At 63.0% G+C, this 23,180-nt stretch carries 24 protein-coding genes and 1 pseudogene; 10 read left to right on the forward strand and 15 right to left on the reverse strand.

The features are described from left to right. The first annotated feature begins 88 nt into the window (after nucleotides 1–88). The 4 genes from NKI52_RS00930 to NKI52_RS00945 all read left to right on the forward strand — a co-directional run bounded on the left by NKI52_RS00930 (nucleotide 89) and on the right by NKI52_RS00945 (nucleotide 7,198). Entirely contained in the window at nucleotides 89–2,620 is a 2,532-nt protein-coding gene (locus NKI52_RS00930) for an NAD-dependent epimerase/dehydratase family protein (RefSeq protein WP_352574856.1), read from the forward strand. A 181-nt stretch (nucleotides 2,621–2,801) separates the two neighbouring features. Next, nucleotides 2,802–3,830 carry an ABC transporter substrate-binding protein gene (locus NKI52_RS00935; protein ID WP_352570620.1) on the forward strand — a complete coding sequence of 343 codons (1,029 nt, stop codon included), beginning with the start codon at nucleotides 2,802–2,804 and terminating at the stop codon, nucleotides 3,828–3,830. A gap of 3 nt (nucleotides 3,831–3,833) precedes the next feature. Continuing rightward, nucleotides 3,834–6,122: an ABC transporter permease gene (locus tag NKI52_RS00940; protein WP_352574854.1), complete on the forward strand. Its 2,289-nt coding sequence runs from the start codon at nucleotides 3,834–3,836 to the stop codon at nucleotides 6,120–6,122. Next, nucleotides 6,122–7,198 (forward strand): ABC transporter ATP-binding protein, encoded by a 1,077-nt coding sequence (locus tag NKI52_RS00945; protein WP_352589796.1) that lies wholly within the window; start codon nucleotides 6,122–6,124, stop codon nucleotides 7,196–7,198. The genes NKI52_RS00940 and NKI52_RS00945 overlap by 1 nt, the downstream gene beginning before the upstream one ends. On the opposite strand, the gene NKI52_RS00950 is transcribed toward NKI52_RS00945, so the two are convergent. The 5 genes and pseudogenes from NKI52_RS00950 to betI all read right to left on the reverse strand — a co-directional run bounded on the left by NKI52_RS00950 (nucleotide 7,188) and on the right by betI (nucleotide 10,748). Beyond that, nucleotides 7,188–7,982: an inositol monophosphatase family protein gene (locus NKI52_RS00950; RefSeq protein ID WP_352570624.1), complete on the reverse strand. Its 795-nt coding sequence runs from the start codon at nucleotides 7,980–7,982 to the stop codon at nucleotides 7,188–7,190. The two genes, NKI52_RS00945 and NKI52_RS00950, sit on opposite strands and share 11 nt — an antisense overlap. Before the next feature lie 155 nt (nucleotides 7,983–8,137). Then, a complete protein-coding gene (locus NKI52_RS00955; RefSeq protein WP_502896713.1) occupies nucleotides 8,138–8,284 on the reverse strand; it encodes an SDR family oxidoreductase in 147 nt (48 codons plus the stop codon). Between the two features lie 166 nt (nucleotides 8,285–8,450). Next, nucleotides 8,451–8,633: pseudogene (locus NKI52_RS00960) on the reverse strand (aspartate aminotransferase family protein); the annotation flags it as partial. Between the two features lie 20 nt (nucleotides 8,634–8,653). Beyond that, nucleotides 8,654–9,955, reverse strand: a complete 1,302-nt coding sequence (locus NKI52_RS00965; protein WP_352589800.1) for a flavin monoamine oxidase family protein — start codon at nucleotides 9,953–9,955, stop codon at nucleotides 8,654–8,656. Between the two features lie 76 nt (nucleotides 9,956–10,031). Beyond that, complete coding sequence (gene betI, locus NKI52_RS00970; protein WP_352891294.1) at nucleotides 10,032–10,748, reverse strand: transcriptional regulator BetI; 717 nt, start codon at nucleotides 10,746–10,748, stop codon at nucleotides 10,032–10,034. A gap of 113 nt (nucleotides 10,749–10,861) precedes the next feature. Between betI and NKI52_RS00975 the strand changes: the two genes are divergently transcribed. Beyond that, a complete protein-coding gene (locus tag NKI52_RS00975) occupies nucleotides 10,862–11,077 on the forward strand; it encodes a hypothetical protein (protein ID WP_352574940.1) in 216 nt (71 codons plus the stop codon). A gap of 2 nt (nucleotides 11,078–11,079) precedes the next feature. Next, nucleotides 11,080–11,340 (forward strand): hypothetical protein, encoded by a 261-nt coding sequence (locus NKI52_RS00980; protein ID WP_023678557.1) that lies wholly within the window; start codon nucleotides 11,080–11,082, stop codon nucleotides 11,338–11,340. Between the two features lie 42 nt (nucleotides 11,341–11,382). On the opposite strand, the gene NKI52_RS00985 is transcribed toward NKI52_RS00980, so the two are convergent. The 4 genes from NKI52_RS00985 to NKI52_RS01000 all read right to left on the reverse strand — a co-directional run bounded on the left by NKI52_RS00985 (nucleotide 11,383) and on the right by NKI52_RS01000 (nucleotide 14,497). Next, a complete protein-coding gene (locus NKI52_RS00985) occupies nucleotides 11,383–12,441 on the reverse strand; it encodes a dipeptidase (RefSeq protein ID WP_023678556.1) in 1,059 nt (352 codons plus the stop codon). Nucleotides 12,442–12,626: 185 nt separating this feature from the next. Further along, complete coding sequence (locus NKI52_RS00990) at nucleotides 12,627–12,926, reverse strand: GNAT family N-acetyltransferase (RefSeq protein WP_023678555.1); 300 nt, start codon at nucleotides 12,924–12,926, stop codon at nucleotides 12,627–12,629. Then, a complete protein-coding gene (locus NKI52_RS00995) occupies nucleotides 12,919–13,554 on the reverse strand; it encodes an alpha/beta hydrolase (protein WP_352696815.1) in 636 nt (211 codons plus the stop codon). The genes NKI52_RS00990 and NKI52_RS00995 overlap by 8 nt, the downstream gene beginning before the upstream one ends. Before the next feature lie 10 nt (nucleotides 13,555–13,564). Next, a complete protein-coding gene (locus tag NKI52_RS01000; protein WP_352574845.1) occupies nucleotides 13,565–14,497 on the reverse strand; it encodes a VOC family protein in 933 nt (310 codons plus the stop codon). A gap of 208 nt (nucleotides 14,498–14,705) precedes the next feature. Between NKI52_RS01000 and NKI52_RS01005 the strand changes: the two genes are divergently transcribed. After that, the gene (locus tag NKI52_RS01005) at nucleotides 14,706–16,298 is read left to right on the forward strand and encodes an alkaline phosphatase family protein (protein WP_352646711.1); all 1,593 of its coding nucleotides are present in this window, start codon (nucleotides 14,706–14,708) and stop codon (nucleotides 16,296–16,298) included. A gap of 52 nt (nucleotides 16,299–16,350) precedes the next feature. On the opposite strand, the gene NKI52_RS01010 is transcribed toward NKI52_RS01005, so the two are convergent. Continuing rightward, nucleotides 16,351–17,739, reverse strand: a complete 1,389-nt coding sequence (locus tag NKI52_RS01010) for a PRC-barrel domain-containing protein (RefSeq protein WP_352574842.1) — start codon at nucleotides 17,737–17,739, stop codon at nucleotides 16,351–16,353. Between the two features lie 253 nt (nucleotides 17,740–17,992). Between NKI52_RS01010 and NKI52_RS01015 the strand changes: the two genes are divergently transcribed. Then, a complete protein-coding gene (locus NKI52_RS01015) occupies nucleotides 17,993–18,913 on the forward strand; it encodes a diacylglycerol/lipid kinase family protein (RefSeq protein WP_352574840.1) in 921 nt (306 codons plus the stop codon). A gap of 58 nt (nucleotides 18,914–18,971) precedes the next feature. Here the strand turns inward: NKI52_RS01015 and NKI52_RS01020 are convergent, their stop codons facing one another. Beyond that, nucleotides 18,972–19,145, reverse strand: coding sequence for a hypothetical protein (locus NKI52_RS01020; protein WP_292659198.1), 174 nt, complete (start codon nucleotides 19,143–19,145; stop codon nucleotides 18,972–18,974). Between the two features lie 146 nt (nucleotides 19,146–19,291). Between NKI52_RS01020 and NKI52_RS01025 the strand changes: the two genes are divergently transcribed. Next, nucleotides 19,292–20,818, forward strand: a complete 1,527-nt coding sequence (locus NKI52_RS01025) for a sensor histidine kinase (RefSeq protein WP_352571968.1) — start codon at nucleotides 19,292–19,294, stop codon at nucleotides 20,816–20,818. A gap of 55 nt (nucleotides 20,819–20,873) precedes the next feature. Here NKI52_RS01025 and NKI52_RS01030 read toward each other — a convergent pair whose 3' ends face one another. Both NKI52_RS01030 and NKI52_RS01035 read right to left on the reverse strand, forming a co-directional pair. Then, nucleotides 20,874–21,353 (reverse strand): hypothetical protein, encoded by a 480-nt coding sequence (locus NKI52_RS01030; RefSeq protein ID WP_352696817.1) that lies wholly within the window; start codon nucleotides 21,351–21,353, stop codon nucleotides 20,874–20,876. 10 nt (nucleotides 21,354–21,363) lie between these two features. Beyond that, nucleotides 21,364–21,690, reverse strand: a complete 327-nt coding sequence (locus NKI52_RS01035; protein WP_023678546.1) for an ElaB/YgaM/YqjD family protein — start codon at nucleotides 21,688–21,690, stop codon at nucleotides 21,364–21,366. 161 nt (nucleotides 21,691–21,851) lie between these two features. On the opposite strand from NKI52_RS01035, the gene NKI52_RS01040 reads away from it, so the two are divergent. Continuing rightward, the gene (locus tag NKI52_RS01040; RefSeq protein WP_352574839.1) at nucleotides 21,852–22,298 is read left to right on the forward strand and encodes a response regulator; all 447 of its coding nucleotides are present in this window, start codon (nucleotides 21,852–21,854) and stop codon (nucleotides 22,296–22,298) included. Between the two features lie 29 nt (nucleotides 22,299–22,327). Here NKI52_RS01040 and NKI52_RS01045 read toward each other — a convergent pair whose 3' ends face one another. Continuing rightward, nucleotides 22,328–22,879, reverse strand: a complete 552-nt coding sequence (locus tag NKI52_RS01045) for a sigma-70 family RNA polymerase sigma factor (protein WP_023678544.1) — start codon at nucleotides 22,877–22,879, stop codon at nucleotides 22,328–22,330. Nucleotides 22,880–22,882: 3 nt separating this feature from the next. Continuing rightward, nucleotides 22,883–23,086 (reverse strand): NepR family anti-sigma factor, encoded by a 204-nt coding sequence (locus NKI52_RS01050; protein ID WP_023678543.1) that lies wholly within the window; start codon nucleotides 23,084–23,086, stop codon nucleotides 22,883–22,885. Nucleotides 23,087–23,180 lie beyond the last annotated feature (94 nt).

Raw genomic sequence — 23,180 nt, forward strand, 5'->3', positions numbered from 1 at the left:
TCGGGAACCGTTCTCAACGAACATGGTTCCGAGTGTGCGACCGAAGCATTCGGCCTCTTCTACCCGGCTATCGCCAAGGAGATTCGCCATGACCGGCAAAACCCGTCCCACCGTCCTGATCACAGGCAGCAGCGGGTTTCTGGGCCAAGCCATCGCTCGCGGCTTGATGGAGCGCTACGACATCATCGGCCTTGATGTTGCCAGACGATCCTTGCTCGGCGTCGAGACGATCGAGATCGACCTTACCTCGGACGCGAGCGTGGCGAAGGCACTGGCCGAGGTGCGCGAGCGGAGCGGCGGCCGCGTTGCCTCGGTGATCCATCTTGCGGCCTATTACGACACGACCGGCGAGGATAATCCGAAATACGGCGCGGTGACCGTCGAGGGAACGCGCCGGCTGCTGAACGCGCTGAGAGGGCTCGAGACGGAGCAGTTCGTGTTTTCGAGCACGTTGTTGGTGCATGCGCCGAGCCCGGCAAAGGGCGCCAGGATCGACGAAGAGTCTCCGATCGATCCGGCCTGGGCCTATCCGAGATCGAAGGCTGAGACCGAGACGCTGATCCTGAAAGAGCACGGCAACGTCAAGGTTGCGATCCTGCGACTGGCGGGCGTCTATGACGAGGATTGTCACGCGGCCTTCATCGCCCAGCAGATCGCCCGCATTTTCGAGCGCATGCCGACCGCCTATCTTTTCACCGGCGACATCACCACCGGCCAGCCCTACCTGCATCTGGACGATCTCGTCGACGCCGTGGTGCGCACCGTCGACCGGCGCAGCGCGCTTCCCGACGAGACCGTACTGCTGATCGGCGAAGAAGAGACGCCGTCCTACGACGAGATGCAGAAGCAGATCGGGCAGCTCCTGCACGGCGAGACCTGGCGGACCCTGTCCCTGCCGAAAGAGGTGACGAAGCTCGGCGCCTGGATGCAGGAGAAGGTTTTCGACCAGGAGACCGACATCAAGCCATGGATGATCGAGAACGCCGACGATCACTACGAGATCGACATCTCCCGCGCCAGGCGCCTGCTTGGCTGGAAGCCGCGGCACAGCCTGACCGCTACATTGCCGGAAATGATCCGGCGGCTGAAGGCGGATCCTACCGACTGGTACAAGAAGAACAAGCTTGAACCGTCGGCGGTCGCCGCTTCCGCGCCCGAGCTCGACCAGGCCGCCGAACGGCTGCAGCGCCCGCTCGAGCGCTCGGACGACGAGGTCGAGGCCGAAACCGAACGCCACCGGGCCGCAACGCTCTGGGCGCCGCTGACCAACGTTGCGGTCGGGCTGTGGCTCGTGGCGTCGCCCTTCACGCTCGGCCTGTTCGATCCCGCTTCAGCACCGATTCCGCCGGCGCTCGGACATGAGATCGCCTCGCCGGAGACGCGCGACGGCAGGCTCGGCATCAGTGAGATTGTATCCGGCCTCGCCATCCTGTCGCTGGCGCTTGTCGGCATGCGCCGGCGCTGGCACGGGCTGCAATGGCTCACCGCCTCGATCGGGGTTTGGGTGATGTTCGCGCCGCTGCTGTTCTGGACCACCAGCGCCGGAGCCTACGCGACCGACACGTTGGCCGGCATGCTGATCGTCGCGTTCGCGGTGATGATCCCGCCGACGCCGGGTATCAGCCGGCGTGCCCTTGCCGCCGATGACGACCGCCCGCTCGGCTGGAGCTATTCGCCCTCCCTCTTCACCCAGCGCATTCCCATAATCGGCCTCGCCTTTGTCGGCCTGTTCGTCTCGCGTTATCTCGCCGCCTATCAGCTTGGCCATATCGATGGCCTTTGGGAACCGTTCTTCGGCCCGGGCGAAACGCCGGCCGGCAATGGCAGCGAGGCGGTGGTCACCTCCTGGGTCTCCAAGGGCTTTCCGATCGCCGATGCCGGGCTGGGCGCCTTCGCCTATGCGCTGGATATCCTCGCCGGCGCGATCGGCGACCGCCGCCGCTGGCGCACCATGCCATGGATGGTGCTTTTGTTCGGCTTGCTGGTCGTCCCGCTCGGCGTGGTCAGCGTCGGCTTCATCATCATCCAGCCACCGCTCATCGGGGCGCTGTGCACGCTCTGCATCGTCCAGGCTGCCGTCACCGTCGTGCTCATCCCCTATTCGGTCGACGAGGTGCTGGCGAGCTGCCAGTATCTTTGGCGTGCCAAACAGGCGGGAGAGCCGTTCTGGCGCACATTCTGGTGCGGAGGAGCGGCACTTTCGGAAGACCAGACGCCGACGCCCGACCTCGACCGGCGGCTGTCGGCAGTGGCGCTGGACTTCGTCACCGGCGGTGTGAACTTCCCGTGGACCCTTGTCGCCAGCACGCTCGCCGGCGCCCTGCTGATGATCACGCCGCTCAGCTTCGGCACAAGCCCGCCGCTCTACTTCAGCGACCATGTCATCGGCTGCCTGGTCATCATGGTAGCCGTTACCGCGATGGCCGAGGTGGCGCGCGCCGTCCGCTTTCTGAACATCGCGCTTGGAGCCTGGATTGCCCTCTCTCCGTTCATCCTCGCCGGCGGTGCGGCCGCGAGCCTCGCCAATCTGGCGATCGGAGCCCTCCTGGTCGGGCTCAGCCTGCCGCGCGGCACGCGCAGCGCTGCGCATTATGGCGGCTGGGACCGGGCCATCGTCTGAGGATGTTCAGCAGCGCTGGACGATCGGCCAGGTGACTGCAAAGATTGATCCGCATCAACCTGTCGAACATATCGAGCGGGAAGTCGGCGAAAGGCGCAAAGGCGGCCGTACCCTTCCAACTTGAATTTTCCGCGTATCTGGGTTTCATAAGTCGGCAAATAACTTAGGGAGGAATTTCAACATGATAAAAAGGGCAATTCTCGGCGCCGGCATCCTCGCCGCCGGTATGTGGGCCGCGTCGTCATCGGCGTCCGCCGAAAGCCTGACCATGTATTGCGGCGTTGACGAGGTCTGGTGCCAGCAGACGGCGCGGGCGTTCGAGGAGAAGACCGGCATCACCGTCAATATGACCCGCAAGAGCGCTGGCGAAATCTATGCGCAATTGCGCGCCGAGGCCGCCAACCCAAAGGCAGACATCTGGTGGGGCGGCACCGGCGATCCGCATCTGCAGGCAGCCGAGGAGGGCCTGACAGTGGAATACAAATCGCCGCTGCTCAACCAGTTGCAGCCCTGGGCGATCAAGCAGGCGGAAACGTCCGGCTACCGCACGGTCGGCATCTATTCGGGTGCGCTGGGCTTCGGCTACAACAAGGATTTGCTGGCCAAGAACAATCTGCCCGAACCGAAATGCTGGGCCGATCTGATCAAGCCCGAATACAAGGGGCACATCCAGGTCGCCAACCCCAATTCCTCGGGGACCGCATACAATATGCTGGCGACCATCGTTCAGCTGTTTGGTGAGGACAAGGGTTTCGAATACATGAAAGCCCTGCACAAGAACGTCAACCAGTACACCAAGTCGGGTTCGGCGCCGATCAAGGCCGCCGGTCTCGGCGAGACCACCATCGGCATCGTCTTCATCCACGACGCCGTGTCGCAGGTCGTCGCAGGTTTCCCGATCGTTCCGGTCACCCCTTGCGAGGGAACCGGCTACGAGATCGGCTCGGAATCGATCATCAAGGGGGCGCGGAACCTGGAGGCTGCGAAAAAATTCTACGACTGGGCGCTCGAGGCCGACGTCCAGTCCATGGCGCAAAAGGCGGGGTCGTTCCAGGTTCCGTCGAACAAGGCGGCAAAAACCTCCGACAAGGCGCCCGACCTCTCCACCATCAAGCTGATCGACTACGACTTCAAGAAGTACGGCTCGAGCGAAGAGCGGAAGCGGCTGCTGAAAAAATGGGACGAGGAGGTCGCATCGCTGCCGCAATAGCAGATGCGCTTCCGCGAAACCCGCTGGCCGATTGAACCGGTCGCCGTCCTTTGGATGGCGGTCGGATGGCTGGGGTTTGCCGTGCTGCCCTGGTACGGCATCGAGGACGGGTTCTTCGGCTTTTCCTGGCTGTTCGACGGTTACCCGTCCGACAGCGAATTCGCGCCGGCACTGGTTCTGGCCCTCAAGGGCGAGAAACTGTGGCTGGCGCCGCTCGGCCTGCTGCTGGTGGTGCCGCTGCTTCTGTGGGGCCGCACCAAATCCGATCCGGTTTTCAGCCGGCTGCTGATCATTGTCGGCGCCGCCGGATTTGGCTGGCTGTTGTTCCAGGGCTTCGCCATCGGGCTGCGCGGTTGGCAGTTCGGCTGGCTCACCAGCCTGTTCGGCGAACTTGGCGACCGCCAATTCGGCATGGGCTACGGCGCCTTGCTGGTCAGCGGTGCCTTTCTGTTCCTTTTCACCCTGGGTGTTGCCGCGCGCGGCGCCGTCTCTGGCGACGTCTTCGTCGTCGGCTCGATCGGCTTTGTCGTCGCCATGGTTGCCATTTTCATCTTCATGCCGATCCTGATGATGCTGGCCAATGCCATGCAGACCGACGACGGCGGCTACTCGCCTGTCGCGTTCCTGGCCAAGCTGTTCAGTTCGCGGCTGTGGAGCCTGGCTTGTCTTGCCGGCGGCAGCCGCTGCGGCGTGGCCTGGAATTCGCTGCTGCTGGCCGTGCTCGTCGGCCTGCTGACCATGTTTCTGGGGCTGGTGTTCGCGCTGGTCGTGACCCGTACCGGTTTCCGCCACGGCAAGCTGCTCCGCGCCCTGACCGTGTTGCCGATCATCACGCCGGCTTTCGTCATCGGCCTTGCCATCATCTTGTTGTTCGGACTGTCAGGGGCAGTGACGCAGAGCGTGGCCGGTCTCTTCGGTTTCCAGCCGACACGCTGGGTATATGGACTTCCCGGCCTGCTCATTGCCCAGGTTCTCGCCTTCACGCCGATCGCCTTCCTGGTGCTGATGGGCGTCGTCGAAGGCGTCAGCCCGTCCATGGAAGAGGCCTCCCAGACGCTCCGAGCCAGCCGCTGGCAGACCTTTTGGACCGTATCCCTGCCGCTGATGCGGCCGGGCCTTGCCAACGCCTTTCTGCTCGGCTTCATCGAGAGCATGGCCGATTTCGGCAATCCGCTGGTGCTGAGCGGCAATTACGACGTGCTGTCGACAGAAATCTTCTTTGCCATTGTCGGCGCGCAGAACGATGCGGCACTTGCCGCGATCCTGGCGCTGGTGCTGCTGGCCTTCACGCTCGGCGCCTTTTATGCGCAGCGCTTCTGGATCGGCAGGCGCTCTTACACCACCGTCACCGGCAAGGGCGACGCCGGCGTCCATCCGCGCTTGCCTGCCGGGCTGACATACGCGCTCTATGTCATCGCCGGACTGTGGACGGCATTCACCGTACTGGTCTACACGGTGATCTTCTATGGCAGCTTCGTCAAGCTGTGGGGGGTCGACCAGAGCCTGACACTGGAGCACTACCGGAAGGCGTTCTCCGTCGGCTGGAACGAATTCGGCATCCACTGGTCGGGCTCGGCATGGAGCTCCTTCTGGACGACCATGGAGATCGCGCTGATATCGGCGCCTCTGACGGCCGGGATCGGGCTTCTGACCGCCTATCTTCTGGTCCGCCAGAATTTCCGCGGCAAGAACGCCTTCGAATTTGCGACCATGCTCTCGTTCGCGATTCCGGGAACCGTCATCGGCGTCAGCTACATTATTGCCTTCAACGTGCCGCCGATCGAGCTGACCGGGACCGGCATCATCCTCGTACTGTCGTTCATCTTCCGCAACATGCCGGTGGGCGTGCGCGCCGGCGTCGCCTCGATGTCGCAGATCGACCGTAGCCTGGATGAATCCTCACTGACGCTTGGCGCCAACTCGTGGCAGACCTTCAGGCGCGTCATCCTGCCTTTGCTGAGATCGGCAATGCTGGCGGCGCTCGTCTATTCCTTCGTGCGCGCCATGACCGCGATCAGCGCCGTCATCTTTCTGGTCAGCGCGCGCTACGATCTCTCGACCAGCTACATCGTTGGACGTGTCGAGAACAATGAATACGGCATCGCCATCGCCTATTCGACGGTGCTGATCGTCGTCATGCTGATGGTAATTGGCTTGATGCAGCTGCTTGTCGGCAGCCGCAATATCGGCCGGCGCGGCATCCAGCAGGGCGACGGCGGCTGGAGCGTGCGCACCAATGTCAGCCTGCCCGGAACGGCCGGCGGCCCGACCACAATAGCAGGAGCCGGGTGATGGCCGAAATTCGCAGCAACGCCGCCTCGGTAACCTTCGACCATGTCACCAAGACATATCCGGGCGCCAGCATGCCGGCGGTCGACGACATCTCGCTTGCGATCGAAGCCGGCAAGCTGGTGACGCTTCTCGGGCCCTCCGGCTGCGGCAAGACGACGACCCTGCGCATGATCGCCGGCCTTGAAATGCCGTCCAGCGGCCGCATTCTGATAGGCGGCAAAGATGTCACCCGCCTGCCCGCCACCGACCGCGACGTGTCCATGGTTTTCCAGTCCTATGCACTGTTTCCGCACATGACGGTGATGGAAAACGTCTCCTATGGCTTGCGCTTCTCCGGCCATGACAAGAAGGAGGCTGCGTCTCGGGCCCGTGCCGGGCTGGAATTGGTCGGCCTGACCGGTTTCGAGGCGCGTCTGCCAAGCGAGCTGTCGGGTGGCCAGCAGCAGCGCGTGGCGGTGGCGCGCGCGCTGGTGCTCGAACCGCAAGTGCTGCTGTTCGACGAGCCGCTGTCAAATCTCGACGCCAAGCTGCGCCGGCACGTGCGCGAGGAAATCAGGGAAATCCAGATCAAGCTTGGGCTGACGGTGGTCTATGTCACACACGACCAGGAAGAGGCGCTGGCGGTTTCGGATCGTATCATCGTCATGAACAAAGCGGTGATCGCACAGGACGGCACGCCACGCGAACTCTACGACGCACCGGCCAACGCTTTCGTCGCCGACTTCATCGGCGAAGCCAATATCCTCGATTGCGAGGTGGTTTCGGTAGAAGGTGATGAAGCTGCCGTCCGGCTGGGTTCGCTGGCCTTGAAACTGCCGGCGCGAGGCCAGCTGGTCGGCCCGGCGAAGCTGGCCGTCCGTCCGAGCCGCATCGAGATCGGCCCTGCCGGTGCACCACGGACGATCGCGGGCAGGCTGGAAAAGGTCACCTATATCGGTAGCCATCTCGAGCTTGTCATCGCCACGCCGCACGGCCAGGTGTTTGCAATATCGCACAACATCGATGCGCCGTTTCAGGCAGGCGACAGCGTCGGCATCGGCTTTCCGGAGCGCGGACCGGTTCTGATCAAAGCTTGAAGGATTGCACGCAGAGCTGGCGGACCTGGGCGAACACACCGCTGCCGGCGCAAATCACCAGCGCGCCGTTTTCCAGAACCGTCTTTGGGTCGGGCTTGACGATCGTGCCGCCGGCTTCTTCCACCAGCAGCATGCCTGCCAGGCAGTCCCAGGCGTTCATATGCTCTTCGACATAGCCGAGCAGCCTGCCGGCGGCCGCATAGGCGAGCATCAACGCGCCGGATGCGTTACGGAAAAACACGCCGCCTTTTGAAAACAGCAAGCCGATGAGCGTTGCGACGTTTTGCATTTCGGCGCGGTTGGAAAAGCCGGTGCCCAACGAGCCGTCGGTCAGGCTGGTGGCCGCGCTTGCCCTGATCGGCTTGCCGTTGAGAAAAGCGCCGCCGCCCTTGCGGCAATGGAACGTTTCGCCGGTAGAGGGCTCGTGGATGACACCCACGACAGTGTCGCCGTCCTTGGCGCAGGCGATGACCACGCACCAGGCCGGGATGCCCCGCACGAAGTTCGCGGTGCCGTCGATCGGATCTATCACCCAGACATGCCCGCTCGATCCGGTGACCGAGGCATGCTCCTCGCCGACAATTCCATCGGTCGGGTAGGCGGCTTTCATTGCCGCACGGATGAACAGCTCGACCTCGCGGTCAGCCTGCGAGACCATGTCCTGATGACCTTTGCTCTCGATGGCGAGGCTGTCGAGGTCGCGAAAATACTTCAGGCCGAGCGCGCCGGCGCGCCGCGCGAGATCGATGGCGAACTGTTCGCGCGTTGCTGTGTCGGGTGTCATGATATCCTTGGGATGGCGAATGTGATCTGAGGAAAATACCCCAGCCAGAGAAGCTTAGCGGTGAAGATAAGAGTGTGCAAATGACGAGCCCTGCCTTTTGCGGGGCGGGCCCGAGGCCGACCGATCTTCCATGCGCCCGACAGCGACAGTCACGCTCATACGGGTCCGGTCATGTCGCCGTCGACATAGATCATCTGGCCGGTCATGAAGCTCGACGCGTCGGAAACCAGGAAGATCGCGGCACCGCCCAGTTCATCGACCTCGCCCACGTTGCCAGCGGCCGACCAATGCCGCGGCTCAATCCGGAAATTAAGGCGGTTTTACCGGCGAGGCCGAACAGGCCCGATAGGTCATCAATGCTTTGTTTCCCCAGAGATGCGGCCAGAGACAGGCGATCGAGGCCCCTGCCGGACATCGTAGGCGCGGACGATCGTTGTCAGCAATGGCGAGATTGCCGGCGATAAACGCCTATCCCCGCCAGGCACCTTCGCGGCGCAGATCGTCCATCGTGCGCGAAATGCCTTCGCGCAGGATCGACACCATGTCGTCGATCTGGTCGCGCGTGATGATCAATGGCGGCGACATCACGCGCATGTTGATCAGTGGCCGGACCAGCAGGCCGAGCTCGTGGCAATGCGCGTCGATGCGCTCGGCACCTTGATCCGCCTCGCTTATGACCCCGAGGCTCTGCTGGCGATGGCAGACTGAATAATTCTTAGCGCAGCAATGCGGCCGGCGACGATGGCGCCCTCGACGTAGCCCGGAAATGATGGCGACAGCTCCGACGAGGCGAAATGGATCCGCGACGCGCCGGCGCGGATAATGCGTTCGGCATCGGTTGCCGTCGCATCGACGATCAGATCACTGTAACCGCCGCCGCTCCAGCGATCCCCAGTCCAGTCGCGATAACTGAGATCGATGATGCCGGCCGCCTCGATACCGAGCGCCTCTTCCAGCTTTGACGTCACCTTTGCGCGCAACGCCGCGTCGTCCAGATCCCGCCAGCGCTGCGCCAGCGGCCCGCCGATGAAGACGACAAGGGCTGCGTGATCCTCGTCCCTGCTGGCATCGCAGGCAAAAAGCCCGTGCGGGTCGCGCCACATCACCATGCCGCTCAAGCCCCTGTCGCGCCAGAAAGCCTTGGGGTAGCGCACCAGCATTTTGATCACCGCGCCGCTTTGCCAGACGCCGAGGGCTCTCTTCAGCACAGCCGGCAGCGGCGGCACGAAATCCACTCTCGAGGCCATCATCGGCGGTACGGCGACCAGTACCGCTCGTGCCTCGATCGCGCCGGCAGGCGAAACGACGCGAACCCCTCCCGGCCCGTGCTCAATGGCCTCGACAGCTGTATTCAGCCGCAGTCGATCGCCGAGATCCCGCGCAAGATCATCCGCTAGCGAATGCATGGTTTCGCCCACGAAATACTGCAGCTCCGACACCTCGTTGGTGATGCGGCGATCATTGTCGATCAAGTACCACAGCGGCAGCCTTTCCATTGCCAGGCACCACAGGCCCTCGATCATCGACCGAAAGGCGGCCTTCGCATCGTCGGGATCGGCCTGGCGATCGAGCCATGCCGCGACCGTCAAGCCGACAATGGTCGGGTCGGTCGGTGCGATCGCATTCATCCGCTCGCGCATTCGCATCGCGGTGCCGTTAGTGCGCCCGGCTTGCGCCTCGCTCATTCGCGGCTGCGTGACGAATTCGCCTGCGACATGGGTCTCGACCAATGTCTTGCCGCGCGCTCGCACCAGCGCCATTAATTCCGGCATGTCTTCGCACAGGAACTGGCCGCCGCTGTCGATCCGCTCGCCGAGCCCGTTCTGCACGGCTTCGACGCGGCCGCCGACACGGTCGCGGGCTTCGAGCAGCACGACATCGATGCCGGCGTGGTTCAATTCACGCGCGGCCGACAGGCCGGTGAAGCCGGCGCCGACGATGGCCACATCGGCTCGTTCAATCTTGAACTTCATTAGCCGGCCTTGCTCTTCTCGAATGTCAGGGGCCGGATCATTGTCTTCATTGCTGGTCCACCCTCTTTTTGATGGTTCACGCCGGCCTGCCACCGCGGGCTGCAGAGTTCGGATAGTGCTTGGGGAATGCCGCAGACAGGAACTCGTTCGCGGCCTGCAGCGCCGTCTCGCGTGTGGCGTCCTCGGTGCCCATCATCAAACGCAGCCACAGACCATCCAGCATGGCGCTGAGCGCCAGCGCCATGACTTGCGGCTCATAGGCATAGAAGCCGCTCTGCTTGAGCGCCGCGCAAAGATCGATGAAGATGTTCTGGTAGACGGCATCGCGTGCGCTGCTCAGCGCCTGATATTTCGGTCGCGATTTGGCCTCGCCCCAGAAGGCACACCAGGCAGCCAGCTTGCGCTTGTTGCAGATCGAGCGGTCGAAATCGGCCGCCACCAATGCCTGCAACTGGCAGGCGGGATCATCGCCGGCCTTTTGCAAGGCGCTGCGCCAATGCGCCGAATACTCGTCATACATGTATTGCAAGGTCGCGACGAGCAGCTTCTCCTTGCTCTCGAAATGGAAATTGACGATGCCGCGAGACAGGCCGGCGCCGTCGGCAACGTCGGCCATCGTCGTCTCCGAATAGCCGCGCTTGGCCAGTGAATCGATCGTCGCTTCGATCAATTGAAGCTGCCTGGTCTCTTTCGACGCCTTGCGGCCGCGCTTATCGGAATCGCTTTTTCGCGCCGGTTCGAGGAGGGCTTCGCGCGCCTCTGTTGTCTTCATCGGGGTGATGGTCTCCAGCATCGCCGGCTAGCCGATCGGCTTCGGCCGCGAAGATCAGTGGGGCGGTGTTTGCCACTGTCAAGCACCTTCTGCACGGCTGCCCATATTCGAATGTTCTCGTCGAGATTGCATCCTTGGAGAAAACGACGTCGAAGGCACCGTCGGCGAAAGGCAGCGATCCCGGCGATGCAGACCAGATCAGCGCCGCCGAGCCCGCCTGCAGCGGACCTTGGGTCGAGATCTACGCCAGGCGCGAGCTGCAATATCAAAAGCTGCTGAGGCGTGCCAAACTGGCGCCGCGGCTGGTCATCAAACTCGACCGCCGCACCAGTCCGCCCGCGGATTTCTAAATATGGCCGACGACACCGACAGTCCCGAACTCGACACCGAAGCCGCCGAACAGTGGCAGCTGATCAACACGCCGCTCGGCGAAAAATGGTCGGGCCGCACCCGCTATGCCGCGGCCATGTTCTTCTACAAACGCGGCGAGATGAACGCCGAGACGCTCGAGGTCTACCGCATCTGCGCACGCCTGGATTCGACGGATCCGCTGCCGATCATCCGTGATCGCGGCATTGGCCAGGACTGGCTTAAACGCATGGGTTTCGAATAGTCCGCCCCCAAAACGCGTTCCGGTCAAGCCGGCATCACCCGCTTAGCCGATGGTCCTTTCCAGCATGCCTAGCCAGTTGCGATAGGCGATCTTCTCGATCAGCGCGCGCCCGAAGCCGCGTGCCGCGAATGCGTCGAGCAGTCTTGGCAGGCCGGCAACATCGCCTATCACGGCCGGGATCATGGCGCCGTCGAAATCCGAGCCTAGGCCGACGCCGTCTTCGCCCAGCGCCTGCAGCAGCGAATCGACATGGCGCACCATGACGTCGAGGCCGGTGTCGGCGTTCATCCTGCCGTCCTCGCGCAGGAACCCGGTGGCGAAGTTCAGCCCGACCATGCCGCCGGAGTCGCGGATCGCGCCGAGCTGCCATTCGGTGAGGTTGCGCGAATGGCCGCAGATCGCGTGCACGTTGGAATGGGTCGCGACCAGCGGTGCGTCGCTGATCTCGACGACGTCGCGGAAACCTTTTTCGTTGAGATGCGAAAGATCGATCATGATCTTCAGCTGGTTGCAGGCTTTCACCAGCGCCTTGCCGGCATCGGTCAGCCCCGCCCCTGTATCGGGCGATGACGGGAAACGGAACGGCACGCCGTGGCCGAAGGCATTGGGACGGCTCCAGACGATACCGAGCGAGCGCAGGCCGGCTGCGTGGAGAACGTCGAGCAGGGTGAGCTCAGGGTCGATCGCCTCGACCCCTTCGATATGGAAGACCGCCGCGATCGAGCCTTGCGCCATCGCCTTCCTCACATCGCCGGCGCTGCGGCATACAGTAAGTGCCGAAGCCCGCTCCAGCCTGAACAGGATCGAGGCCATCGCTACGGTGGAGTTGAGCGCATCGGCGCGCGGAATCTCGGGTGGCAAGGGCTCGCTGTCGCTCGGCGCCAGCGGCACCGCGCCGCGTTTGGATTTCTCGACAGGCGGCGGGAAGATCGCGAACATGCCGCCGGCAAACCCGCCTTTCTTCGCGCGCGGCAGGTCGATGTGGCCACCTGGCGTCCCCTCGACGAACAGCTTTTCGACGTCCGCATCCTTCGACTGGTAGAGCCGGAGCAGCGTGTCGTTGTGGCCGTCGAAGACGGGAACGAGATCGGATTCGGTCATGGAGAGCCATTCGGTTGAAGTGGTCGGGCCGCGGACGGCGAGCCGGTTGCTGGCAATACTTAGGCAAGGTTGGCGCTCTGCGCAAATCCCGCATGTTGCCGCTGTGTTTGTACGCCTCCAATGGCCAAAGGGGCACGCGGTAAAGCCGCGCACCCCTTCTCCTGTCATTCATCGAGGGGCTGTGCTTACCGCTTCAGCACGTCCGCCCATTCCGGATGGCGGCGGAATTGGGCATTGGCGAACGGGCAAAGCGGGATGATCGTCTTGCCCGCCGCACGTGCATCCTCGACGGCACGGGTGACCAGGCGAAGCCCCGCGCCCTGGCCGCGAAATGCATCCGGCACTTCGGTATGGTCGATGATGATCTGGTGCTCGCCGATCTTGGTGAAGGTCATCTCAGCCTCGGCGCCGCCCGGCCCACGCAGGAGGTAGCGGCCCTTCGAGCCGCGGTCCTCCATCTCGATCTCGGGCAATAGGTCAGACATGGCTTGCGGTCCTTTCATCCGGCGCAAGGGCGAACAACCGCCGCGCCGCCTCGATCTCGCTCGGCCGCACCTCATGGCCGCCGTCATGCCACTCGACTGTGACATCGGCGCCATCGGCGCGCAAATAGGCTTCAAGCCGCGCCGTCAAATCAGGCGGACAGATCGGGTCCCGCCTGCCGGCGGTGACCAGGATGCGGCTGCCGCCAAGGCTGCCCTTGACCTCCGGCTCGAACGGGATCAGCGGATGCATCAGCACCGTTGCGTCGAACAGCGACGGTTCGGCAAACAGCACCGAGGCCAGGATGTTGGCGCCGTTGGAGTAACCGAGGCCGAGCACCGAAGATGGCCTTGCCGTCTCGACATGTGCCTTGACGAAGCCGGCCATCTTGTCCGTCGCTCGCGTGATGTCGCCCATATCGTAAACGCCCTCGCCGGTCCGGCGGAAGAAGCGTGCGGCGCCTTGTTCCGAGACATCGCCGCGCGGAGCGACGATCGTCGCTTGCGGCGCGAGATCGCTTCCAAGCGACAGAAGCTGGGCCTCGTCGCCGCCGGTGCCATGGAAGACGAAGAGCAGCGGTCCATCAGGCGAACCGGGCAGCACTTTGTGAATATACGAATCCTTGCTCATGACCTTGCCCTCAGTCTTCCAGTTTCTGCAGATGCTGCTCGAGATAGGGCCGCAAATGCTGGTGTTGCGACGGCAGCTTCAGCGCCTCGCCAAGATGGGCGGTATCCTCGTCGCGGTCGAAGCCCGGCTCGTTGGTGGCGACTTCGAACAGCACGCCGCCCGGTGTGCGGAAATAGATCGCCCAGAAATAATCGCGGTCGATCACCGGCGTCACCTGATAACCTGTATCGAGCAGCGCCTTGCGCACTTCGATCTGCTTGGCGCGGTTCTCGACGGCGAAAGCGACATGGTGGACCGAGCCGGCGCCGAGATTGGCGAAGCCGGCCCCTGGCAGCGATTCGATATCGACGACGTCGGCGCCGTTGCCGTTCCTCACCGCCAGCCGCCTGACGTTGCCGGACTTGTCGACCTCCTCATAACCCATGAATTTCAGCAGCTCTTCGGTGGCGCCGCCATCTTTCAGCCTGAGCGACACCGAGTGAAAGCCGCGGATCGCCTCGTCGGTGGGAATGCCACCCTTGGCCCATGGCGCACGGTTGTCCGCTCTGTCCTCGACCAGCGCAAACCCGTCGCCGTCGGGACCGGCGAACGCAAGACGCTTCTCGCCAAACGTCTCCTCGCGGGACAGCCCAGTGACACCTTGCTCGGCAAACCGTTTCTCCCAATAACCGAGCGTGCCTTCGGGCACCGAGTAAGCGGTGGTACCGACTTCGCCGATTCCATGGCGGCCTTTGCCGATGTTCGGGAACGGGAAGTAGGTCATCACCGAGCCGGGCGTGCCGACCTCGTCGCCGTAATAGAGGTGGTAGACATCGGGTGCGTCGAAATTGACGGTTTTCTTGACCCGCCGCAGACCGAGCGTCCCGGTGAAGAATTCATTGTTCTGGCGCGCATCGCTGGCCATCGAGGTGACGTGATGCAGGCCCTTGACTTGGTCGAGCATGTTTCTGCTCCTTTCCTTGTGCCGGTGCGGCCCTTGCCGCTGTCCACGCAAATATGAGCATCCGCCTCCTGGCCGCAAAGGCGGCAAACACAGAATGGACTGTGCTGTTAAAGTGAACGACGAAGCAGGTTTTGTTCACCATTCGGCAAACTGGACCGGCTTGCATACTCGCCGAAATTGCGCTCCATGAGCGACGCATGTAGCCAGCATGAGGATACAGCGGTTGAGTGGAAAACGCCCCAATATTCTCCTGATCACCTGCGACCAGTGGCGGGGCGACTGCCTGTCAGCTGCTGGCCACAAGGTGGTAAGGACGCCGAATGCCGACGCGCTGGCTGCCGAGGGCGTTTTGTTCCAGAAGCACTATGGCGGCGCCGCACCTTGCTCGCCGGCGCGCGCCTGCCTCTACACCGGCCTCTACCAGATGAACAATCGTGTCTGCCGCAACGGCACGCCGCTCGACGCCCGCCACGGCAACATAGCCCTCTGGGCACGCGCCCTCGGCTATGATCCGACGCTGTTCGGTTATACCGACATGGCGCGCGACCCGCGCACGCTGGCGCCTGGCGACCCGCAGCTGAAAAGCTATGAAGGCGTGCTGCCCGGCTTCACCGTGCGCCAGCTTCTGCCCGAGCACCAGAAGCCCTGGCTGTCATGGCTCAAGGCGCGCGGCGTCGATGCCGGCGCCGGCTCCCCCGCCATTCACCGCCCGGCGGGCGAAATCCTGGAAAACGACGGCGCGATCAGCAACGGTCCGCCAATCTATTCGAAGGACGAGACGCCGTCGGCCTTCCTGGCCGGCGAATTCATCCGCTGGCTCGGCGAGCAGGAGCGCGATGCCCCGTGGTTCGCGCATCTTTCCTTCATCAGCCCCCACCCGCCCTTCATCGTGCCAGCGCCTTACAACGCCATGTACGATCCGGCCATTGGTCCAGCTTTTGACCGCGCCGAAAGCTGGCAGGCCGAAGCAGCAAGCCACCCTTATCTCGCCTATGAACTTGACCGGCAGGAACGGTCGAAATTCCGTCCCGGCTCGGAGGGCAAGGTGCGCGACTGGGGCGACGACAATTTTCGCCGCATCCGGGCGCTCTATTACGGCATGATCTCGGAGGTCGACGCGCAGCTTGGCCGGGTCTGGCAAGCGGTCAAGGCGGCCGATGCATGGGACGACACCGTCATCGTGCTGACCTCCGACCACGCCGAGATGATGGGCGATCATTTCATGCTGGGCAAGGGCGGTTTCTTCGACGGCAGCTTCCATATTCCGCTGATCATTCGCGATCCGCGCCACCGCAAGGCTGCCGGCAGCAGTGTCGACCGCTTCACCGAGGCGGTGGATTTGGCACCGACCTTGCTCGATCTCACTAGGCTCGAGCTCACTGGCGGCGAAGTGCTGCCGCATCTCGACGGCCGCTCGCTGGCGCCTTTCCTGGACGCGACGGAGCCAGACGATTGGCGCGACGCGGCGCATTGGGAGTTCGATTTCCGCTCGATCGCGGATGGTGATGCCGAACGGTATTTCGGCATCGGTTCACGCCAGTGCAATCTCGCCGTCATCCGCACGCAAAAGTTCAAATATGTGAATTTCGGCGGCGGCCTGCCGCCCTTGCTCTTCGACCTGGAGAAGGATGCGCGCGAGTTGACCAATGTCGCTGACGACCCAGCCTATCTGCTGGCACGGCTGGAATTTGCCGAGAAGTTGCTCGCCTGGCGGGCCGAGCATCTCGATCAGTCGCTGGCGCTCGCCGAATTGACGGACAATGGCGTTGCCGGCCATGTCGCCGGCTTCCCCTCGAGATAAGCAAAGCCCGCGCCGTTGCCGGCGCGGGCTTCTCTGTCGGCCTGTGCGCAGCTTAGCGCATGATCATGCGCTGTTTCTCGCGATTTTGCGCATAGCTGGCCTTGTCATAGGGGGCCTGCGCCTCAAGCTGCTCCTTGGTGAAGTTCGTGTAGAGATAGCGCTTGCCGTTCTTGTCGGTCATGAATTTCAGGTTGTCCATGCCGACCGCCACCTCCTTCTCGCCGATGCCAAGGAAGCCGCCGACGTCGATGATGACTGCGTCGACCTTCTTGTCGCCGCCCAGCACGATATCGCCGATCTCGCCGACGTTGACATCGTTGGCGCCGTAAACGGTTGTTCCAACCAGATCCTCGGCCCGGATTTCGCCCATCGGCATTTCGGTTAGCGTCGACTTGTCGATCGACCCGGTCTTGGTCTGGTCGGCCGTGGAATTAGCCGGAGGCGCCGCTGCCGGAGCATTTTGAGCCGTCTTACTGGCCTGGTCAGTGTTGTTGGTCGTCGCAGTGTTATCGGTCGTGGCAGTGTTGCTGGCCGTCACGGTAGGCGTGACGACGGCTGGCGCATTAGCCGCGGCATCGTTCGACGCTGTGGTCGCCGGGGCCGGATCATAGGGCTTGCGGTCGAAATCCGGCTGCGCCGTCAGCTCTTCCCTGGTGGTTTGGGCAACCAGCCAGCGATCGCCGTTCCTCTCGGCCCACTGCGCCTTGTCGAAGTCATAGGCGACGTTCTTTTCACCTATGCCGAGGAAGCCGCCGACACCGATGACCAGCGATTGCGCCTTGGCTTCCTTGTTGATGACGATGTCGTTTACGTCGCCGATGTTCTGGGCGTCGTCGCCGGTACCGTTGTAGACGGTCTCGCCGATGATATTGGTGGCAAGATTGCCTTCCGCGCGCTTCACGACCGGAGCGGGGTTGTTACCGGCCGGCGCCGCCGGGGCGTTCTGCGCCGTATCGGTGGAGGTCGACGGAGCGGCAGGAGCCGTAGCCGTGGTGTCTGTCGCTGCAGGCGCCGGATCATAGGGCTTGCGGTCGAAATCCGGATGACCCGTCAGCTCATCCTTCGTCGTTTGCGCTATCAGCCAGCGATCGCCATTTCTTTCGGCCCATTGCATCTTGCTGTAGTCGAAGGCGACGTTCTTGGTCCCAATGCCGAGGAACCCGCCGACGCCGATGACGATGGATTTTACCTGGCCGCGTTCGTCGAAGACGACATCGGTGACCTTGCCGATATTCTCTGCATTGTCGCCGGTGCCGTTATAAACCGACTCGCCGATGATATTGGTGACAAGGCTGCCCTCGGCGCGTTGCACCGGAGCGGCTGGAGCGGAATTCTCTACGGCGGGTGCTTGCGCCGGCGCCGGGGTCGTCGCCGATTGCGCAAATGCACCCGTCGCAATCAATGTTGCGACTGCTGTCGTGGTTAAAAGGGTGCGGATCATCTTAGTGTCTCCTCGTCGGTGATTTCGTGCACGCCGTGCCCGCATAGCGTCGCTGCGGGCGCAGCGTCTTCTGCATGTTCACAACGTTGTGACCACACTGTTGTTCCGAAAAAAGCCGTGGCGCACCCGGTGCCATGTCGAAGGTTCTCGGATTCGTCACGCTGGTCGAAAGGAACATTTTCTCGGCCGCCCCGTTCCACTCCCGGCTGGGACCCCGTCCCGGCCGGATAGGTGCTGGAAAAATGGAGCGGCCATGCGGTTTGCAGCGGTGCTGAACAAGGACGGCGGCACCCTGCGCACCATCGATCTTGAGGCCTTCGCCGGCCGGATCCGCGGTACGCTTGAGGCTGCTGGTCACTCGATCGATATCGACATCGCCGCCGGCAAGGATATCGTCGCCACGCTGGACGACATAGCTTCCAGGCGCGGCATCGACGTCGTGCTGGCGGGCGGCGGCGACGGCACCATCTCGGCCGCGGCAGCCCGTTTGATGAATGGGGAGAAGGCGCTTGCAATTCTGCCGGCTGGCACAATGAATCTTTTTGCGCGCGGCCTCGGCATTCCGCAGACCCTTGATGCGGCACTGAAATCGTTTGCCGACGGCGAGGTGATGGCGATTGACATTGCAACAGCCAACGGCCGGCCTTTCGTGCATCAATTCTCGATCGGCATGCACGCCAGGATGGTGCAACTGCGCCAGAAGATGGAATTCGGCTCGCGGTTGGGGAAGATGCGCGCCTCGGTGCGAGCCGCTTGGGCAACGATCAACAACCCGCCGGCCATGAACGTAACGCTGACGGTCGGTGAGGCCGAGATCAGAACGCGGATCACCGGCATCGGCATCACCAACAATCTGTTCGGCGAGGGCCACCTGCCCTATGCCGATAATCCGGCAGGCGGCGTGCTGGGCATCTATGTCACCGTGGCAAGGCGGCGCGGCGAGTTGATCAGGTTCCTCTTTGACGTCGCCCGTGGCAAATGGCGCGGTAACGAGCATGTCGAAATCCATCAGGCAAACCGCGCCGTTTTGACAATCCATTCGACGAACAGGAAAGTTCAGGCCGTCATGGACGGCGAACTGGTAAAGCTCGATCGCGAGACGACCGTCGAAATCCATCCGCGCGCGTTGAATGTTCTCGTCCCGGCGCGCGCCGCCGAGGCAAAGGTTGCCTGACGTGGGATGCGTGATGTGGGGTTGTGTGATGCAAACTGGCGCGAGCGATGGAGAGAACCTAGCCGCTGGGCGTGTTGCCCTGTTCGGTCTTCGGCGTCTCGATCATCCAGCCGTAGATTTCGGCGACGCCCCAGGCGATAAAAGCCAGCAACAGCGCGGCGATCAGGATACGAAGGACATGCCGACCCCGCCGCCCTTGACGGGCTTTGTTTTCAGGAATGGTTTTTGGCATTGTCTGGCTCCATATTTGGCGCCGGCAGGCGTAACTGGCGGGGCGTTGGCTGGTAACGGTCCCCCGCCGCGAAAGTTCCGGCTCTGCAAGGCGGCAGACGGGCCGGTTGGCCTGACCAATCAGCGGAGCCGGCCACCGGGGGCATAGTGGACGACAATAGCCAGAACACGCCGGGCCTGCCGGCCGATATTCGCCGTGTGGTGGGCGCCGCGGACCGTCTTGCCGTGCTGCACGGCCTCGACACGCTGGACGGGGCTGCCGACCCTGATTTCGATCGTATCGGCGGTCTTGCCGCTTCGGCGATGCAAACGTCTGTCGCACTGATCACGCTGGTCGATGCCGAGCGGCAGTGGTTCAAGTCCTGTATCGGCCTCGACGAGACCGAAACCGCAACCGAGACATCGTTCTGCGCCTATACCATCGCAGCCGGCAACGTGCCGATGGTGGTGGCCGACGCGGCGGCGGATCCGCGGTTCAAAGCCAATCCGCTGGTCACCGGCGAGCATCATATCCGCTTTTACGCAGGCGTGCCTATCGTAATCGACGGCGCGCTGATCGGCACGCTGTGCGTGCTCGACCGGAAGCCGCACGCACGTCCCTCCTCTGTCCAGCTCGACCAGCTGTCGGCGCTGGCCGGCCTTGCCGCCAGCCTGTTCACGCTGAAGGATGCAACCCGCAGTGCGGCGATTGCCAAGGCAGCACTGGTTCGAGAGGAAAAGCGGCGCGCCATCGCGCTCGACGCGGCTTCGCTTGCCAGCTGGGCATGGGATATCCGCAGCGATATGATCGACTGCGATGTCCTGCTGTCCGAATTGTTCAACCTGCCGAAGTCGAACAGGCTGAGGGCGCGCGACATCCTGACCGCCATCGACCCGCGCGACGTTCACCAGACCGAAACACGCTTTCGCGACGCGTTGACCGGCAGCGACGATTATTTTGGCGAATACCGTGTCAAAGGCCTCGATCCGCCGCGATGGATCGCAACGCGCGGCCGCGTCATAGAGCGCGACGGCGAGGGCAAGCCAACGCTGATCTTCGGCGTCAACTACGATATTACCGAACGCAAGCTTGGCGACGAACGTCAACGGCTGTTGCTGCGCGAGCTCAATCACCGCGTCAAGAACACTTTGGCAACCGTACAGGCGCTGGCGACGCAGACCGTTCGCCATGCCCGCCAGCCAAGCGAATTCCTCGAAGCCTTCAGCGCCAGGCTGCAGGCACTGGGCGTTGCGCACAGCCTGCTGTCGGACCGCGAGTGGCGCGGCATCGGCATCCGCGAGCTGGTGGAGATCGAGCTAAAGCCGTTCCAAGCCGCCGGACAATCGCGCATGGCGATCTCCGGCGCCGATGTCCTGCTGTCACCCGACCAGGCAGTCGGGCTCGGGCTGATCCTGCATGAACTGGCAAGCAACGCACTGCAATACGGGTCGCTCTCGGTTTCCTCCGGAAAGGTCGATCTCGATTGGAGGGTACAAGGCAGGAAGGGCGCACGGCGTCTGTTGCTGGCCTGGCGTGAAAGCGGCGGCCCGCGGGTTGCGCCGCCCAAACGCCATGGCTTCGGCTCGATCCTGATCCGCCGCAGCCTGGCCAAGGTCATTTCCAGCGAGGTGACCCATGAATTCCGGCCGGAAGGCGTGGTCGCCGAAATATCGATTCCGCTCGAAGATTTGTGACGCCAGCATTTTGCGACCGGCGCCAGAATCGTTTGCCCCGAACTATCCCTCCGAACTATTCCCGTTTGCCGATATCCGGATCATCGGAGCCGCGCTTCACGTTCTCGCGGTAGATAGCGTAGGCAGCGAGTGCTATCGCCGGGCCGAGAATCGCGCCCAGTCCGGCCTTCCCCGGGCCACCTTTGCCCTTGAGCAGCGCCGGCAGCACGGCGAGTACCGCAGTGATGCCGATAGCCTTCATGTCGGCGTTGCGTCGCTTCGCCCGGCGCCTGGCGCGCGAGCCGGCCGACATCCGGTAGACGAGCAGGATGAGACCGGCGATTGCCAGAAAGCCGATCCCGAAGTTCAGGGAAGCTGCCATCGGCCCATAGCGGGCCGCCGTCCAGATATAGGCCGCCCCGACGAGGAAGCCGAGGCCGCACAGCGCCGCGAGCGCTGCGATCGAATAGACAATCGCAGCGACGCGTGCGCGTTGCACCGCCGCAATGGTTTCGCCCGAGGCGAGGCCCGAGATCAGCGATGCAAGCATTCCCATGCGTGCAGAACTAACGGCGCGCGAGAAGAGCGAAGAGGAATCCGACGCCTGCGGCGATCGCCAGCGAAGTCACCGGTTTTTCGCGCATATGCGCTATCATCTGCGCCTCGATGTCCCTGGCGTTGCTGCGCAGGCTGTCGAAGGCTGCCTCGCCCTGGGTTCGCAACTGCTCGACGCTTTCGGCGGCGGCTCGCCGTGCTGCCCCGTAGCCATGTTCGCCAGTTTTGGCCAACAGCTTGGTAAGTTGGTCGATGTCGGCCTTCAATTGTGCGATGTCGGCCTCAATATCGGAATTCGTGCGGGCTTCGTTCGCGGCCTTTCCTGCGGCAGTCGCCATTGCTTCACTCTCCATGCTTTTGCTCGGTCGAAACGCCCGACAGACCCCAAGGTTCCGGCACGAACCTCTTCTGACCCTATCTCCGGCAGCGCGCGTTGCAAATGCCTTGCACGGGCCGAGGCCGACGCATCCGCGCCGGCACATCTTTTTTAAATGACAGCATGCCAAATACCGATCATGACTTCCCCCGTTTCACGTTAGAGACGCATTTAAGGAGATATTGCTGCGTGCGCGCATCACTTGACGGTTTGCGGATTCTTATCCTGGAAGATGAGTTCCTGATTGCCATGGATATCGAGCAGCTTTGCCGCGACTACGGCGCGCTCAATGTGGTCATCGCCCGTGAGCTGACTGAGATCGAACAGCAAGACGTTGCGGCGCAGTTCGATGTGGCCATCGTCGACCTCATGCTGAGCGGCGTTTCGACGCTCCAATTTGCTTCGCGGCTGCGTGAAGCGGGCATCCCGTTCGTCTTCGCCTCGGGCTATTCGGATACGGACGAGATCAAGGAATCCTTTCCCGGCGTCAGACTGGTCACCAAGCCCTATTCGGGAGACGATCTCGTCGAGGCAGTGGCGGCGGCCTGCAGGCGAACGCCTCTCCGCTGAGGCGCGGAGCGGTTCGAAGACGCCGCGCTTCACGCAGCCGTCGACCCGGTTACCTGAGCCGAAATTGCGTCCGGGCCATACTCGTCTTCACCGGAGATCTTCAGAATTTCCTGCAGCCGTGTGCGGGCGCGGCTGACGCGGCTCTTGATCGTTCCGACGGCGCAGCCGCAGATCTCGGCCGCTTCCTCGTAGGAGAAGCCCGACGCGCCGATGAGGATAATGGCTTCGCGCTGGTCTTCTGGCAGCAACTCGAGCGCGCCGCGAAAGTCTTCGAGGTCAAGCTGGCCGTGCTGGGCCGGGTGAACGGCAAGCCTGGCCGTCATGACGCCATCGCTGTCCTGCACCTCGCGGCCGCGCTTGCGCATCTGCGAATAGAATTCGTTGCGCAAGATCGTGAACAGCCATGCCTTCAGGTTGGTGCCGGGCTGGAAGCTTTCATGCTTGTCCCAGGCCTTGACCAATGTTTCCTGCACCAGGTCGTCGGCCTTGTCGGCGTTTTGCGTCAGCGACACGGCAAAAGCCCGCAGGCTCGGGATCGAGCCGAGCAAGTCGGTCTTGAAGCCCTGGGAGACGGCCGCCATGCCTCAGTCCTTCTTTTGTACAGGTTCGGCCTTTTCCAACTGGCTGAGCAGTTGGGCGAAGCGATCCGGCACATTGTCGGAGACCAGCTCGTCATAGTATTGTTTGAGTTTGCGGCCGATTTCCGAGTTCGGCCCAAGCGGGTCGCGGGAAGCAGCCCGGCGCCCGTTGCCAACGCCACCCATGGTAGCTTTCGTCATGTTCTTCATTTCGCCCTTTTGTCCCAGCCTTAAGCCGCCCTTCAACACATAACGCAATGCAAGCGGCAGCCTCGTCTGGTTGCCCAACCCGCCCCTAAACGCC

It is taken from the genome of Mesorhizobium sp. M0590 (genome assembly GCF_040320905.1).
GTDB lineage: Bacteria > Pseudomonadota > Alphaproteobacteria > Rhizobiales > Rhizobiaceae > Mesorhizobium.